Raw genomic sequence first — 14,775 nt, forward strand, 5'->3', positions numbered from 1 at the left:
CTCAGACGCCGAGCCCTCCGTCGCTCAGCACCTCAACGGGCCCGTCGTGCCGTGCGCTGGACCGCCAGTCCGCGACCCGGACCAGGGTCTCCAGGAAGGCCAAGCGGAACGGGCCCATGTCGGCGCGGTGCAGGAGCGCAAGGGCGTTGTCGGTCAGCCGTGCGGCGTTGCCGGTGTCCAGCACCAGCGCGGCGAACCGCTCCCCGCTCGACAGTTCGACGGGCGGGGTGCGGTCGCCGTCGAGAACCCCGAGCAGGGCGGGCTTCTCGTCGGGTTCCGGCAATACGCTGACGCGGATCCGGCCATGGTGGGCGGCGACGAGGTAGGGCAACAGGTCCTCGGCGGACCGGATGTGTCGACGGTCCTGGAGCAGGATCAGTGCGCTGACCAACTCGTGGCGGAAGTAGGGGCGGGCGTAACGGCCACCGTTGTAGGGCGCCTTGGACTTGGCCAGCAGCCCGGCGGGCGGGTCGCCGCCGCCACTGCGGATCATGTCCTGGAACAGGTCGTGGCTCTTGCCGAGGTCGTGATAGCGGGCGGCCCGGGTGACCACATGTCGGTGATCCGCCGTCAGGCCGGGGAGCGCGAGGGACTCCAGCAGGGCGCGCGCCTCCTGCTCGGTCTCCTGCAGGTGCTGGTCCAGGCTGACCCATGCGGTGCAGGAGAACGACCGGGACGGGGCGGTCCCGTCGCCCAGCGGTTCCACCGCGGCCACGCTGTCCGGAGTCCAGCCCTCCTCGGGCGACCAGCCGCCCTCGGCGGCGTCGAGCAGCACCGTGACACCGGGGCGCAGGTCCCCTGCTGCGGACTCCGGGTCGACCGGTCGCCACGCCCAGTCGAGCTGCCGATCCCGGATCCAAGCCGTACGGGTTCGAGCGATCAACTGAGAACGGAGTTCGGTCAGCGGGACCGGGCACAGCTCCTGGCGGGTCGGGTCGCTCTCCTCCGGGCCGGGTCGCCCCTCGGCCCAGTCTCGCCAGGCGACGAGGACGGTGCCGGGATCGCGACCGCCCGCGCTCACCCAGGGGGTGACGTCGATGTCGGGTGCGGTGTCGAAGAGGCGGAGCAGGTCTTCCTCGTCCGGTGGCGGTGGGCTGAAGGCTGGCCTACTGGCTTGGGCCTCCTGCAGATCGTGCAGGTCCCGCAGGCTGACGGTCTGTCCGTCATGCTCCGCCAGCCACTCCACCACGTCCGGCTCGGAGGTCGCGTCGGGGTTCGGGCTCCAGAGCAGTTCGCGTGCTCCGTCCGCGAGTTGGCCTGTACGACGAACCACGGCGGCCCAGGGCGCGAGCTCCGTGTAGATCGTCCGAGCAGGCAGTTCCCAGCCCAGGTCGAGCGCGTGGCCGACCGCGACCACGATCCGGTCGACGACAGACTGCCCCAATGCCTCGGCCAACTGCCGGAGTTCGGGCTCGCGGCGGAACGGGTGGGCGAACAGGACCTCGCGGTCGGCGTCCTGCGCGCGCAGTGCGCGGACCAGGGCTCGCGCGCGGGTGAGGGAGTCGAGTACGGCCAGGGTCTGCGTGCCTGCGGTGTGCGCCGCGTCGAGCGTGGCGGCCAGGGAGTCGGCGTCCTGTGCGTCGACCCTGCGCACCAGGCACGATCGGTCCGAAAGCGCGGCGGACAGCAACGTCGTGCCCGTCGGCGCCGACGTGCCGAGATGCTCGCGCAGCTCCTGCAGGGCCAACGCCGTTCCCGTGCCCGGTCCGAGGAGCGTGGGCTCGTCCAGCACCCAGTGGGTGTCGTTGTGGAGCAGCGCGAAGGAAGCGCCGGTCATCGTCGACCCGTCCGCGAAGCCGCGCAGCAGGGCCCGGCTCAGCAGCACCTCCTGGGTGCCGATCAGGATCGCGGTGCGCTCGGGGGCGCGCCGCCAACTGCCATCGCGCGCCATCGCGCCCGTGAGCAAGTGCAGGCCCACGCCGTCCGCGCCGCCAAGCGCACCGCCGTCCGGCCCGTCCAGCGTGCCGAGGCGTTCGAGCCAGCGAGCCACCGTCGCGTAGGTGCCACCTGCCAGGGTGCCCTCCGGCAGGACGTGGACGAGCCTGCGCGGGGTGCCCTGCGGGTCGGCGATCAGCCGCCGGTACAGCCAGGCGAGGACCACGGCCTCGGCCCCTCCGCCCGGGGGCGCGGCCAGCCGCTCCGGCAGCGGGGCGAGCGGCTCAGCCGCCAGCGCGGCCTGGTACGGGTAGGGCGCGTGGCCCGTCGCCACCGTCAGGAACCGAGCGAAGTCGACCGTGGTCTCCGACATCAAAACCCCTCTCCACTGCTCCGGTTGTGCCGGTCCCCCCGGCCGCGCCCACCCGGGCGCGAAGGCGGCGCAGCATCCGGGCGTCGTCGAAGCCGACCTCCCTGGCCGCTGTCTCGACCGTCGTGCCGTGGCTGATCAGGTGCTCCGCGCGTTCGACGCGCAGGGTCTGCTGGTAGCGCAGCGGCGTCAACCCGTCGGTGGCGCGGGTGAACAGCCGGGTGAGGGTGCGCTCGCTGACTCCGGCCGACGCGGCGAGCAGTGCGAGCGGCAGGGTCTCGGCGAAACGCCAGTCGATCAGGTCCTGCACCCGGTGCACGGTGTCGTCCAGGTGCGAACGGTGGCGCAACATGGCGCTGGCCTGCGGCTCGTGACCGTTGCGCCGGGCGTAGACGACCATGTCGCGCGCGACCTGCGCGGCCACGGCGGGGCCGTGGCGACCTGCGACCAGATGCAGGGCCAGGTCGATGCCGGACGCGATCCCGGCCGAGGTGACCACCCGGTCGTCGGTGGTGTAGAGCACGTCACGCACCACCTGGGCGCGCGGGTGACGGCGTGCCAGCTCGTCCTGGATGTCGTGGTGGGTGGTGCAACGCCGCCCGTCAACCAGCCCGGCCGCGCCCAGCGCGGCGGCACCGGCACAGATACTGGCGACGGTGCCGCCGGCCTCGTGGTGAGCCCGCAAGGCAGCCAACACGGCTGCCCCGAGCGGCGGAACGAGCACAGGCAACGCCTCGGGCCGCCCGTCGGGCCCTGCCTCGGCGTCCGGCACCTGCCAGCCCGGCACGACCAGCAGGTCGTCGGCGTCGAGCTCGGGCCAGACCGTCGTGGCGTGCAGGGGCAGCCCCTGGGCGCTGGGCACCAACTCCTGCTCCGCGACGTAGTCCAGCCGGTAGGGGAAGCCGAAGTCCCCCACCGTGCTGAAGACCTGCGCCGGGCCCGCGAGGTCCAGCAGATGGACCCCGGGCACCAGCACGAACACGACGCGGTTGCTCACGGACTCATCATCGCGCAGGGCACTGACAGATCAGGGGGCGTTCCCACGTTCAGCGGTGTCCCCACGGTCAACGGTGTGCCCACTCACCTGCCGCCGACGAGCTCGTCCACCGTCGCGATACGCGCGAACCGGTCGCGCAGGACGGCCGTCGTCCGTTCGATGATCGCGGCGGCGCTCAGCTCGCCGATCGGGTGGGTGGTCGTGGCGTCGACGACGAAGGTGCACCGGTAGCCGAGGTCACTGCCGACCCGGGTGGTGGTCTCCACACACTGCTCGGTCCGGATGCCGCAGAGCACCAGCTCGGTGACCCCGCGCTCGGTCAGCTGCTGCTGCAGGTTGGTCGTGGTGAACGCGTTGTGACTGGTCTTGTGCACCGTGATCTCGCCGGGCAGCGGCTGCTCCAGCTCGGCGAGAAGCCGGACGTGGCCCTGGGCCGGGTCGAAGACGGTGTCGCTGCCGGGCTCCTGGTGCAGTACCCACACCACGGTGTCACCCTGCTCACGGGCCAGCCGGACCAGGCGGTTCACCGGCTCGGCGATCTTCGGGTTCTCCACGAGCGGCCAGTCCTCACCACGGGCTCGGAAGGACTCCTGGACATCGATGACAATCAGTGCGCGACTCATGGAACCTAGCCTGGCCTGGCCGCGAACCCCTGGAGAAGGCCGGATCGGGTCCGCCTGCGGAACGATCCGGTCAGCCACTGATCACGTCCGACACCCGGGACGGTTCGGCATCCTGCCACCCGATTGGTTAGCGTTCTGACGTGACTACTGAGACTTCCACCTCCTCCACCGCCCCCAAGGGCGGCGCCGTCGCCGCCGGTCTGGCCACGATCGCCGCGGACGGCACCGTCCTCGACACCTGGTTCCCCGCTCCGGAGCTGGTCGCCGAGGCCGGTCCGGCCGGGACCGTCCGGCTCACCGCCGAGGAGGCGGAGGCCGCGCTCGGCGCGGGTGCCGCCGCCGCGCTGCGCACGGACGCCCGTCGCGGCGTCGAGGTGATCGCGGTCCGCACGGTCATCGGCTCGCTCGACGACAAGCCCCTCGACACGCACGACGTCTACCTCCGTCTGCACCTGCTCAGCCACCGTCTGGTCCAGCCGCACGGGCAGAGCCTGGACGGCGTCTTCGGCCTGCTGGCCAACGTCGCCTGGACCAGCATCGGCCCCACCCCGGTCGACCGCGTCGAGGCGGCCCGTCTGGCCGTCCGCGCCGAGGGCGGCCAGCTGGCCGTCTACGGGATCGACAAGTTCCCGCGCATGACCGACTACGTCGCCCCGACCGGTGTCCGCATCGCCCACGCCGACCGGGTCCGCCTCGGCGCGCACCTGGCCGAGGGCACCACCGTGATGCACGAGGGCTTCGTCAACTTCAACGCCGGGACCCTCGGCACCTCGATGGTCGAGGGCCGGATCTCGGCTGGTGTGGTCGTCGGCGACCACAGCGACATCGGCGGCGGCGCGTCGATCATGGGCACGCTCTCCGGCGGCGGCAAGCAGGTCGTCTCGGTCGGCCGGCGCTGCCTGCTCGGCGCCAACGCGGGTATCGGCATCTCGCTCGGCGACGACTGCGTGGTCGAGGCCGGTCTCTACGTCACCGCCGGCACCCGGGTGACCACCCCGGACGGCGCGATCGCCAAGGCGGTCGAGCTCTCCGGCCAGTCCAACCTGCTCTTCCGCCGCAACTCGCAGAGCGGCGCGGTCGAGGTCATCGCCCGTTCCGGCTCCTGGGGCGGTCTCAACGCGGAGCTGCACGCGCACAACTGAGCCGCGTTCGCCGTCCAGCGGTCGGCGTTCAGCGTTCGGCGTTCGGCGTTCGGCGTTCGGCGCGTGCAGAGCGCTGACAGGCAACGGCTGACAGTGGGGTGAGGGAGTCGGGCGAGTTGTTCGCCCGACTCCCTCCTGCGGTGCGCCCCGGGGCACTAGCAGGCCGAGGGCCCGCCGCTCAAGCGGCGTCCCGCCTCGGGGTGAACGCGGGTGAACAGGCGGCCCGTGGGAGCGCCCGTCGGTGTGACAGGCAGTGACCGTCGGCCGGGGCCGGTCGTTGGTCGCACGGGACCGGCACCGTCTGCCGGCACCCCTGTCCGTGCCCGCCCCCTGAAGGGTCAGCCACCCATGTCCGACGCACCCCCCGCTCCCGACAGCCCGCAGAGCCTGCTGGCACAGATGGAGCAGATGCTGGCGGCCCTCAACGCCGACCTGGTCCAGCTCGACGCGGACCTGCAGATGCCCGAGTCGCACGCGACCGGCAGCGACGACGCCGCGCAGCAGCCGGACGAACTCGCACACGAGTAGCCCCGCGTAGCCCCCGCCGCCGGGCCCGTGCCAACCGGGCCCGCACCGGCTCGCTGCTGTCCGACCTCACCCAGTGGGCGGCTCCAGCCGCACCACCGCGGCAGCGGGGCTCAGGACGGCCCGCCCCAGCCCCCGGGAGCCGACCCCGACAGGGCCCGGCTCGCCGCCCAGCCGCTCCGACGCATCCGACTCGTCCGTGTCGGCCGCCTCCTCCTTCGCCTCGCCGCTCTCGTCGCTCTCCTCCGCTCCGTCCCCGACCTCCGCGCCCACGGCGCGCAGCAGCTCGGTGAGCAACTCCCTTGCCGGATGGGCGGCGTCGACCCCGTCGACGCAACTCCAGTAGAGCTCCTGCTCGTCCGCGCCGCAGGCCACCACCAGCAGCGACTCGGCAGCCTCCTGGATCAGCGACCGAAGCTCGCGGAGCGTCCCGCCGAGGTCCGCGAGCGCGGTGAGCCGGGAGGCGCGCTCGCCGGTAACCGGTTCATCCGGCGGACGCCCGATGCACTCCGCCGCATGCGACGCGGCCTCGGCCAGCGCCCTGGCGATCTCGACCGCACCGCAGCCACCGCCCTCCAAGGCCCGCTCGGTCAGCACCAGCGCCGAGGTCTGCCCCACCGCCTCCGCCAACCGGCAGGCCTGCCATGCCTCGACCATCACGTCGGACGCGCTCCGCGCCTCCGCCAACGCATGCCGGGTCGCCTTGATCAGCCGCACTGCGTCCATGACGCCACCCACCCCTCGGGAGCCGCCCGGCGGCCTCTCCACCGGGTCTGCGCCCAGCCTCCGCCCACCCGCGGACTCCCGCGACGAACCGGGCACCGGCCTGTGGACAACTCGGGGGTGTGGAAAACGGGCCACTCGCAGGGGTGAACTGACGAGGTTCCCGACGGCCTCAGTCCAGCGGCTGCGGCTCCGCCGCAGGGAAGCGGAGTTCGTTGCGCTCGATCTTGGCGGCGAGGGCCGTGAGCGGGTCGACCCCGAGGACGCCGCAGAACTGGAGCAGGTACGCGAGGACGTCGGCGACCTCGTCCTCGACCTGGTGGGCGCGCTTGGGGTGGGACATGACCTCGGCGGCCTGCTCCGGGGTGAGCCACTGGAAGATCTCCAGCAGCTCCGACGCCTCCACGCTGAGCGCCGCCGCGAGGTTCTTGGGCGTGTGGTAGGGCTGCCACTTGCGTGCCGCCGCGAAGTCGCGCAGCCGCTGTTGCAGCGCCTCGACGGTCCGGTCGTTGCCGGGAGCCGGGGTGTCGCGAGTGTCGCGGCTGTCACGGGTTTCGCGGGTGTCACGGGTGTCGCCGGAGGCGGGGGTGACGTCGTCCATACCGGTCATTCTCGCGGATCAGCCGACCGGAACAGCGGGTTGATCCGCAGGATCGCCCACAGGCGCGCCCTCCGGCGCCAACTCGCTCCGCCCCGACGCCGGATCGACCGCGCACCGGACCGGGAAGACCCCCGGTACCACCGCCCGCTCCGCCGCCGTCGCCAGCAGCCGGACGTGGCCGCGCGAAGCCACCTCCACGGCCAGCCGCAGCAGCGACTCGACCTGCGCGGCGTCGAGCCCGAGGTCGAGCCCCTCCCCCAGCACCGTCAACATCCGCTCCGCGTCCGGGACTTCCATCGCCGGGCTCATCTGGAGCACGCCCGGTCCGGTCAGCAGGACCGTCGCGAAGGCCAACTGCCGCAGCACGCCCGACGGGAGCAGCTCCGCGCCGACGCGACGGCCGTCGCCGAGCTGCAGCGCGGCGCAGACCCGGGCCGTCCCGTCGGCGGCGGTCGAGCGCAGCGCGCCGAGGCCGGAGACCGGCATCGGGCTCATCGCCCGGGTCGCCTGGACCAGCTTGCCGAAGCGGATCCGGCACTCGCCCTCGATCCTGGCGATCACCGCCGACAGGTTCTCCGCCGAGCCGCGCAGCCTGGCGTCGTCGTCTGCGCCGACCCACTCCCGCATCGCCACCGGCTCGGGCTCCAGGGCGAAGCTCTCCCGGAGCGCCGTGAGCACCGCCTCCGCGGCGCCCAGGACCAGCCGCTCCCCCGGAGTCGCACCGGCGACGCGGAGCGGCAGTTGAGCCGTGACCAGGCCGTGCGCGCCGAGCGGTGCGCGGATGTCGCCCTGACGGCCGTCGCTGTGCCAGGCGGCGTCGATCCGGCTGCTCGCCGCGTCCAACGCGCCGGTGGTCAGCAGCAGTCGGCCGCCGGCGGTGAGCCGCTCGGAGGTGAGCAGCACGGTGTCGCCCACGCGGCGGAAGGCGACGTCGAGCCGCACCTCCCCGACCGCCGAGGCGACCGAGCAGCCGAGCCGGACGGTGTCCGCGCCGAACGGCAGGCAGCCCGCCACGCCGCCCCGGACCAGGGCGAGCGCCGCGTCGGCGTCCTCGCCCTCGGCCAGGGACGCCAGCACGCGCAGGCCTTCGAGTGCGTTGGACTTGCCCACCCCCGAGGGGCCGTAGAGCAGGGTGACCTCGCGCAGCGGCAGGACCGCCTCCCGGAACGACTTGAAGGCGCCGAGACGCAGTTCGACCAGGGCAGGACGGAGCACGGCGGGGCGGAGGACGGCCGAACGCGACCCAGCCGAGGAGAGCCCGTCGGGTTGGAACGCGGTGGACGGAGCGGCGGAAAGCGCGTCCGGACGGAGCACTTCGGGCCTGGGCACAGGGATGGTCACGCCCGCGAGGCTAGACCGCTCACCACCTGCGGAAACGTCCCTCCAACCGCCCCGTCCACCGGGTGCGGCACCCGGATCACCCGGGCGTGTGAACGAAGCGGCTGAGCGTCACCGACGCGGTGACCTCGACCGGGTCCGGCAGCGCGGCGATCCGTGCCACCAGCGCGTCGGCGTCGGTGTGCCAGGCGCTCGGGCCCATGCCGACGACGGTGGCGACCTCGGCATGGGAGAGCCGGACACCGAACGTCAACTCCCGTGCGCCCGCCGGGGAGAGATGCGGCACCAGGGTGCGCGCCAGCCGTTCGTCTTTGCGGTCGTCGACGCCGAGCAGACCCAACTCGCCCACCAGCTCCCGCAGATGCTTCGGCGTCGGCGAGACGACCAGCAGTTCGCCGCCCGGCCGCAGCACCCGCCGGATCTCCTCGCCGCGGCGCGGCGCGAAGACGTTGAGCACCACGTCGGCGACGCCGTCGCGCAGCGGGAGCGGCTTCCAGGCGTCGCAGACCACGGCCGCCGCGCGCGGATGCGCCTTGGCGGCGCGGCGGAGCGCGAACTTGGAGATGTCGAGGGCGAGTCCGGTCGCCCCGGGCACGGCGTCGAGAACGGCGGCCAGGTAGTGGCCGGTGCCCGCGCCCAGGTCGACGACGCGTCCGGCCCGGTCCTCGCGAACCCCCGCCTCACCGACCGTCTCACCGACCGCCGCTCGGACCGCCTCGGCGAGGGCGGTCGCGATGGGCGCGTAGTGGCCCGCGCCCAGGAAGTCGACGCGGGCGGCGACCATCGCGGTGGTGTCGCCGGTGCCGGTGTGGGCGCCGCCGGGCAGCAGGTTGGCATAGCCCTGCTTGGCGACGTCGAAGCTGTGGCGCGCCGGGCAGCGCAGCGCGCCGCCGTCCTGAGCGAGCGTCAGTTCCTGGGCACAGACGGGGCAGTGCAGCCACGCGGCGACGCGCTGCAGTGCGGGGTTCACGGAGGTGGTGGGCATGGGTGGTTCGGCTCGCTCAGTTCCCGGCCCCGCCATCGGCGCTGCCGTGTCCGTCGTCGTCCCGGCGGTCCTCGTCGTCCGGGCCGAGATCGTCATCATCGTCGTCGTCTTCGTCATCGTCGTCATCGGAGCCCTCGTCCCCGGCCCCGATCGACTCCTGGTCGGGAGCCTGGTCGACGACCCAGCCCGCAAGCCGCTCGGCCGTGCCCGCGACGCCGAGGCGGCCGTCGCGCAGCGCCCGGGCCAGCGAGCGCATCTCGCGGGTCGTGGTGGCCACCGTCGCGCCGCCCGCCACCAGGTAGGCGAAGGCCACGGCGGTGGCGAAGAGTTCGTTGTTGCGCTCCAGCGCGGGCACCCGGATCAGCTGGTGCATCAGCGCGGCGGCGCGGTCCTCGGGCTCGGGGTAGACGAGGACGTCGAAGATCTCCGCCTGATGCCGGGTCACCGCTGCGACCAACGCGCCGTAGTCGGTGACCCGGGGGTCGCCAGGTGTGTACTGCTCGGCGACCATGAGCAGCCAGGACAGATCGATCTCGATGTTCAACGGCGCGTCCCCGCGCCCTCTCGCTCGCCACCGAACTCGGCGAGGAAGACGGACTCGTACTCCTTCATGAACTGTGCGGCGGCGTCCACAAAAGCGCGTCCGGTCTCGCCCATGTCCTGTTGGACCAGCTTCTCGATGTACTGGTTCATGCTGATCCCCTCCTGTTCCGCGCGGGCCCGGGCGACCTCCGCCGTGGCGACGTCAACCCGGACGTTCAGCTGCCTTTTACTCATAGCTTGAAGCTAGCGCGATTCCGCTAGCGCAGGAAGGGGTATCAACATGGTCATTTCCGGACACACCTCCGGACGCGGTCCGTGAGCGGTCGTTTCCGGACAGTTCCGAGCCGCTGTGGAGAACTCATTCCCCGCCGACGGGCTCGAGAACCCACGAGACCGACCAGCTAGCGCTCGTAGTGGTAACGGCACGCGATGACGTGAATGACATCCTGGTCGTCGACACGGTAGACGAGCCGGTGCTCAGCATTGATGCGCCGCGACCAGTAGCCGGCGAACTCGTGCCGCAGCGGCTCGGGCTTTCCGATACCCTCATTGCCATTGCGGTCGATGTCGGCGATCAGTTGGTTGATCCGCTTGAGCAGCTTGCGGTCGTTGACCTGCCACCACAGGTAGTCCTGCCAGGCCTGCTCGACGAAGAGGACCTTCACACGACACCCCGCCCGGGGTCACCCTCGGGGTCGACCAACTCGTGCAGCACTCCCGCACCGGACCGATCTCCCGCGATGGCCTCACGCAAGCGGTCGGCATTCGCCGGGGAGCGCATGAGGTAGTCGGTCTCCTTGAGCGACTCGTACTCGGCCAAGGGGACGACCACGACCGGCTCGTGTCCGGCACGAGTAATCACGAGCTCCTCGGCGTCGCTCTCGACAGCATCGAGAGCGGCTGCGAAGTTCCGCCGCGTCTCCGTGAAACTCATCATCTTCATGATGTACAGAATAATGTACAGGAGCACATGGGGCAATGAGCATCCCCGCCGACGTCGCTCAGCCGCGAACGCGGACACTCTCGACTGCTTCACGACCATCGGCGAGCTGCCGAGGCGGTGATGCATACAGCGCGCCTCGTGCCCTGCTGTGAGCAGCGTGCACGAGCCGTAGTCACAACATGTTCGAGTCCGGCATGAAACTCATGAGCGTCCTCCGAACCGTGTCTGCTGCCCAGCGCTACCGACGGGATCGCGTTTGAGGCGGTGTACACGATCACATGGCGGCCACGCCTCCGCGTGCCTCCCACGTGCAGGAAGCGCTACGTACCCCGCATTCATGCCATCACTGCTGAGACGGCAGGCCCCTTCGCCCTGTTCATGTGAGACAGGGCGAAGGAGTGCATTTCATGCGCACGCACATACGTGCTGGTCAAGCCTCCCCGCCGACGGGCTCCAGAATCGCCACGCACTCGAAGTGGTGCGTCATCGGGAACAGGTCGAACGCCCGCAGCCGGGCCGGGCGGTAGCCGGCTTCGGCAAAGAACTTCAGGTCGCGGCTGAGGGCCGCCGGGTCGCAGGCGACGTAGGCGATGCGGCGGGCGCCGAGACCGGCCAGGTGGGCGACGGTCTCGCGGCCGGCGCCGGCGCGCGGGGGGTCGAGGACGATCAGGTCGGTCTCGGTGATGCCGGTGCGCGGCAGCAGCCTCTCCACCTTGTCGCACTCGATCCGGACCCGCTTCTCGCCGATCAGGTCGGAGAGGTTGTGGCGGGCGTCCTCGACGGCCTGCTTGCTCGACTCGATGCCCAGCACCGCGCCGTACTCCCCGAGCCGCTCCGCCAGCGCGCCCGCGAACAGGCCGACGCCGCAGTAGAGATCGAGCGCGTTCTCGCCCTCTCGCGGCTCCAGGCCGTCCAGCACCGCGTCGACCAGGGTCTGTGCGGCGGCCGGGTGGATCTGCCAGAAGCCGCCGTCGCTGACCCGCCAGGTCCGCTCCGCCGCGCGCTCGCGGACGAAGTTGCGGCCGTGGACGCGGTGCACGCCGCCGTGGTCGTCGATGCGCTGCACCGAGACCGGCCGGTCCAGCTCGACGATCGGCAGCCGACCGCCGGTGACCGGCGTCAGGATCACCGCGCGGTCGGACGAGCCGGTCGCGGCGATCGCCTCGACCGTGTCGATCTGCGGCCACTCGCGCTGCTCGATGCCCAGTTCCTGGACACCCGGGGCGGCGATCAGGCAGCGCTCGATCGGCACCACCTCGTGCGAGCGGTGGCGCCGCAGACCCGCCTTGCCCGTCTCCTGGTCCACCGCGTACTGGACCCGGGTGCGCCACGCGGGCACCTCGCCCGCCGGGAGCTTGTCGCCCGGGGCGGGCTCGACGCTGCCGTCCCAGCCCGCCTGCTCCGGCGTCAGACCGGCCAGCTTGGCCAGCTGTTCGGTCAGCACGGAGACCTTGAGCTTGCGCTGCGCGCCCGGCGTGGCGTGCTGCCAGTCACAGCCGCCACACAGGCCGGGGCCCGCGTACGGGCAGGGCGGGGTGACCCGCTCCTTGGCGGGCTCCAGCACCTCGACCGCGTCCGCGCGCAGGAAACGCGAGGTCTCGGTCCCGTCCGTCACCTCCGCGACCACCCGCTCGCCCGGCAGCGCGTGCCGGACGAAGAGCACCCGGCCCTCGTGCCGGGCCACGCAGTGGCCGCCGTGGGCGACCGGGCCCACCTCGACCTCGTAGCGCTCACCGACGAGCGACGGCGAATCCGGCGCCCCGGAAGGGCGCGCGGCCGGACGTGCGCCGGAGCGCCCACCGGAGGCGGCGGGAGAGGCAGAGCGGGAGCGGGTGCGGGTGGTGCGGCGGGAGGTCACGCCTGATTGTCCTTAGCGGCTGCGGGTGCGGGCGTCGCGGAGGCGGCGGCAGTGGTGGTGGGCCGCTCCTCGCGGCGTCCGACGTCGCCGCGCCGGACCTGTCCCGGCGCGACCCACGGGCGCGGCTTGCGGCGGCGCTCGGAGGACTCCATCTGCCAGGGTACCGAGGTCACCATCACCCCGGGCTTGAAGAGCAGGCGGCCCTTGAGTCGCAGCGCGCTCTGGTTGTGCAGCAGGTGCTCGTACCAGTGACCGACGACGTACTCCGGGATGAAGACCGTGACCACGTCGCGCGGGTTGCGGCTGCGCAGCTGGCGCACGTGCTCCACGACCGGGCCGGTGATCTCGCGATAGGGCGAGTGCAGCACCTTGAGCGGGACGTCGATGCCGCGCCGGTCCCACTCCTCCTGCAGCGCCTTGGTGTCGACCGGGTCGACGTCGACGGTGACCGCCTCCAGCCGGGCCGAGCCGCGCGAGGAGAGCTGGGCGTAGGCGAGCGCCCGCAGGGTGGGCTTGTGCAGCTTGGAGACCAGCACCACGCTGTGGATCTGGGCGGGCAGCGCCTCTTCCTCGTCCTCGGCGTCGTCCAGCGCGAGCTCCGCCGACACCCGGGTGTAGTGGCGGTTGATCGCCTTCATCAGCACGAAGAAGACCACCATCAGCAGGCAGGACATCCACGCGCCGGACATGAACTTGGTGGAGAGCACGACCACCAGCACGCAGGCGGTGCAGGTGAGGCCGATCGCGTTGATCACCCGGCTGCGCATCATCTTGCGGCGCGCTGCCGGGTCCGTCTCGGTCTTCAGCAGCCTGGTCCAGTGCCGGATCATGCCGGTCTGGCTCATGTTGAAGGAGACGAAGACGCCGATGATGTAGAGCTGGATCAGCCGGTTCGGGTCGGCGCCGTAGCCGATGATGAAGACGATCGCCACGCCCGCCAGCAGGATGATGCCGTTGGAGAACGCCAGCCGGTCACCGCGGGTGTGCAGCTGACGCGGCAGGTAGCGGTCCTGCGCGAGGATCGAGCCGAGCACCGGGAAGCCGTTGAAGGCCGTGTTGGCGGCCAGCACCAGGATCAGGCCGGTGACGGCGGCGATGAAGTAGAAGCCGGGCGTGAAGTTGGAGAAGATCGCCTGCGAGATCTGCGCGATCGCGGTCTTCTGCTGGTAGCCGGCCGGTGCGCCGATCAGCTGGGCCGGGTTCTCGGCCATCTTCAGGCCGGTCAGGTTGCCCATCCAGATGATGCCTATCAGCATCGTCACCGCGATCACGGCCATCATCAACAGCGTGGTCGCGGCGTTCCTGCTCTTGGGCTTGCGGAAGGCGGGCACACCGTTGCTGATCGCCTCGACACCGGTCAGCGCGGCGCAGCCGGAGGAGAAGGTCTTGAGCAGCAGCAGGATCAGGGCGATTCCGGTCGGGTCCACGTGCCCGGCCTCGGGCACCAGGTGGAAGCCGGCGCTGGCCGCCTGCATGTGCTGGCCGAAGCCGAAGTCGCGTACCGCCGCCCAGATCATCAGCAGGAAGATCCCGCCCATGAACCCGTAGGTGGGGATGGCGAACGCCGTACCGGACTCACGGACGCCGCGCAGGTTCATGCCCATCAGCACGAGGACCAGCACCACCGAGATCAGCACCTCGTGGCCGTGCAGCCAGGGCACCGCGGAGACAATGTTGGCCACGCCGGAGGTGGTCGACACGGCCACGGTCAGCACGTAGTCGACCAGCAGCGCGGAGGCGACGGTCAGACCGGCGTTGCCGCCCAGGTTGACCGTGGCGACCTCGTAGTCACCGCCGCCGCTGGGGTAAGCGTGCACGTTCTGGCGGTAGGACGCGACGACCACGAGCATCACCAGGGCCACCACCGCCCCGATCCACCAGGAGAAGTGGAGCGTGGCGATGCCCGCCACCGACAGCGTGAGGAAGATCTGCTCGGGGGCGTAGGCGACCGAGGAGAGCGCGTCGGAGGCGAAGACCGGCAGCGCGATCCTCTTGGGCAGCAGCGTCTCTCCGAGCTTGTCGCTCTGCAGCGCTCGGCCGATAAGGATGCGCTTCGGCAGGTCAGTGAGTTTTGGCACGAGGAGGATCGTAGAGGGTCTCCCAGGTTCGCAGGCAGGGAGCCCGCAAAATGACCCGGTTCGTAGGTACCGCACCCCTTTCACCTGCGGTGACGTGCGACGGACGACCGCTGGTGATTCTGTGCGGTGCTTGTGCCGGGTACATACAAAACCGCCTCGGGGGTGCCACCCTGG

General features: G+C 71.6%; 14 protein-coding genes and 1 pseudogene. 2 read left to right on the forward strand and 13 right to left on the reverse strand.

Going from position 1 to position 14,775, the window contains the following annotated elements:
- Position 1 precedes the first annotated feature (1 nt).
- The 3 genes from I2501_RS25925 to I2501_RS25935 all read right to left on the reverse strand — a co-directional run bounded on the left by I2501_RS25925 (position 2) and on the right by I2501_RS25935 (position 3,865).
- Positions 2-2,248: a CRISPR-associated endonuclease Cas3'' gene (locus tag I2501_RS25925; protein ID WP_196196647.1), complete on the reverse strand. Its 2,247-nt coding sequence runs from the start codon at positions 2,246-2,248 to the stop codon at positions 2-4.
- Complete coding sequence (locus tag I2501_RS25930; protein ID WP_196196648.1) at positions 2,160-3,242, reverse strand: GlxA family transcriptional regulator; 1,083 nt, start codon at positions 3,240-3,242, stop codon at positions 2,160-2,162. The genes I2501_RS25925 and I2501_RS25930 overlap by 89 nt, the downstream gene beginning before the upstream one ends.
- An 83-nt stretch (positions 3,243-3,325) precedes the next feature.
- On the reverse strand, positions 3,326-3,865 hold the full coding sequence (locus I2501_RS25935; RefSeq protein WP_196196649.1) for a cysteine hydrolase family protein: 540 nt from the start codon (positions 3,863-3,865) through the stop codon (positions 3,326-3,328).
- A 140-nt stretch (positions 3,866-4,005) separates the two neighbouring features.
- Between I2501_RS25935 and dapD the strand changes: the two genes are divergently transcribed.
- Together dapD and I2501_RS25945 are read left to right on the forward strand one after the other, a co-directional pair.
- Complete coding sequence (dapD, locus tag I2501_RS25940) at positions 4,006-5,007, forward strand: 2,3,4,5-tetrahydropyridine-2,6-dicarboxylate N-succinyltransferase (protein ID WP_196196650.1); 1,002 nt, start codon at positions 4,006-4,008, stop codon at positions 5,005-5,007.
- A 348-nt stretch (positions 5,008-5,355) separates the two neighbouring features.
- Positions 5,356-5,535, forward strand: coding sequence for a hypothetical protein (locus I2501_RS25945; RefSeq protein ID WP_196196651.1), 180 nt, complete (start codon positions 5,356-5,358; stop codon positions 5,533-5,535).
- A gap of 66 nt (positions 5,536-5,601) precedes the next feature.
- On the opposite strand, the gene I2501_RS25950 is transcribed toward I2501_RS25945, so the two are convergent.
- The 10 genes and pseudogenes from I2501_RS25950 to I2501_RS25995 all read right to left on the reverse strand — a co-directional run bounded on the left by I2501_RS25950 (position 5,602) and on the right by I2501_RS25995 (position 14,601).
- Positions 5,602-6,258 (reverse strand): DUF6099 family protein, encoded by a 657-nt coding sequence (locus I2501_RS25950; RefSeq protein WP_196196652.1) that lies wholly within the window; start codon positions 6,256-6,258, stop codon positions 5,602-5,604.
- A 169-nt stretch (positions 6,259-6,427) separates the two neighbouring features.
- A complete protein-coding gene (locus I2501_RS25955) occupies positions 6,428-6,856 on the reverse strand; it encodes a nucleotide pyrophosphohydrolase (protein ID WP_196196653.1) in 429 nt (142 codons plus the stop codon).
- Between the two features lie 18 nt (positions 6,857-6,874).
- A complete protein-coding gene (locus tag I2501_RS25960; protein WP_196196654.1) occupies positions 6,875-8,197 on the reverse strand; it encodes an AAA family ATPase in 1,323 nt (440 codons plus the stop codon).
- 76 nt (positions 8,198-8,273) lie between these two features.
- On the reverse strand, positions 8,274-9,179 hold the full coding sequence (locus I2501_RS25965; RefSeq protein WP_196196655.1) for a putative RNA methyltransferase: 906 nt from the start codon (positions 9,177-9,179) through the stop codon (positions 8,274-8,276).
- Positions 9,180-9,360: 181 nt separating this feature from the next.
- Positions 9,361-9,723 (reverse strand): annotated as a pseudogene (locus I2501_RS25970) (fic family toxin-antitoxin system, toxin component); the annotation flags it as partial.
- Entirely contained in the window at positions 9,720-9,956 is a 237-nt protein-coding gene (locus I2501_RS25975) for a toxin-antitoxin system HicB family antitoxin (protein WP_196196656.1), read from the reverse strand. The gene I2501_RS25975 and the pseudogene I2501_RS25970, both read right to left, overlap by 4 nt.
- A 167-nt stretch (positions 9,957-10,123) precedes the next feature.
- On the reverse strand, positions 10,124-10,387 hold the full coding sequence (locus I2501_RS25980; protein ID WP_196196657.1) for a Txe/YoeB family addiction module toxin: 264 nt from the start codon (positions 10,385-10,387) through the stop codon (positions 10,124-10,126).
- Positions 10,384-10,665 (reverse strand): type II toxin-antitoxin system Phd/YefM family antitoxin, encoded by a 282-nt coding sequence (locus I2501_RS25985; protein WP_196196658.1) that lies wholly within the window; start codon positions 10,663-10,665, stop codon positions 10,384-10,386. Before I2501_RS25985 ends, I2501_RS25980 begins: the two co-directional genes overlap by 4 nt.
- Positions 10,666-11,095: 430 nt before the next feature.
- Positions 11,096-12,523: a class I SAM-dependent RNA methyltransferase gene (locus tag I2501_RS25990; protein ID WP_196196659.1), complete on the reverse strand. Its 1,428-nt coding sequence runs from the start codon at positions 12,521-12,523 to the stop codon at positions 11,096-11,098.
- Positions 12,520-14,601, reverse strand: a complete 2,082-nt coding sequence (locus tag I2501_RS25995; RefSeq protein ID WP_196196660.1) for an APC family permease — start codon at positions 14,599-14,601, stop codon at positions 12,520-12,522. The genes I2501_RS25990 and I2501_RS25995 overlap by 4 nt, the downstream gene beginning before the upstream one ends.
- Positions 14,602-14,775 lie beyond the last annotated feature (174 nt).

Origin of the sequence: Streptacidiphilus fuscans, from assembly GCF_015690355.1 — a bacterium.
Classification (GTDB): domain Bacteria; phylum Actinomycetota; class Actinomycetes; order Streptomycetales; family Streptomycetaceae; genus Streptacidiphilus; species Streptacidiphilus fuscans.

Excerpts from the sequence above, each read along its gene's own strand:
- I2501_RS25955 (WP_196196653.1), bottom strand. The coding sequence starts at position 6,856 with ATGGACGACGTCACCCCCGCCTCCGGCGACACCCGTGACACCCGCGAA.
- I2501_RS25945 (WP_196196651.1), top strand. The coding sequence starts at position 5,356 with ATGTCCGACGCACCCCCCGCTCCCGACAGCCCGCAGAGCCTGCTGGCA.
- I2501_RS25965 (WP_196196655.1), bottom strand. The coding sequence starts at position 9,179 with ATGCCCACCACCTCCGTGAACCCCGCACTGCAGCGCGTCGCCGCGTGG.
- I2501_RS25935 (WP_196196649.1), bottom strand. The coding sequence starts at position 3,865 with ATGAGTCGCGCACTGATTGTCATCGATGTCCAGGAGTCCTTCCGAGCC.
- I2501_RS25925 (WP_196196647.1), bottom strand. The coding sequence starts at position 2,248 with ATGTCGGAGACCACGGTCGACTTCGCTCGGTTCCTGACGGTGGCGACG.
- I2501_RS25950 (WP_196196652.1), bottom strand. The coding sequence starts at position 6,258 with ATGGACGCAGTGCGGCTGATCAAGGCGACCCGGCATGCGTTGGCGGAG.
- I2501_RS25985 (WP_196196658.1), bottom strand. The coding sequence starts at position 10,665 with ATGAAGATGATGAGTTTCACGGAGACGCGGCGGAACTTCGCAGCCGCT.
- I2501_RS25975 (WP_196196656.1), bottom strand. The coding sequence starts at position 9,956 with ATGAGTAAAAGGCAGCTGAACGTCCGGGTTGACGTCGCCACGGCGGAG.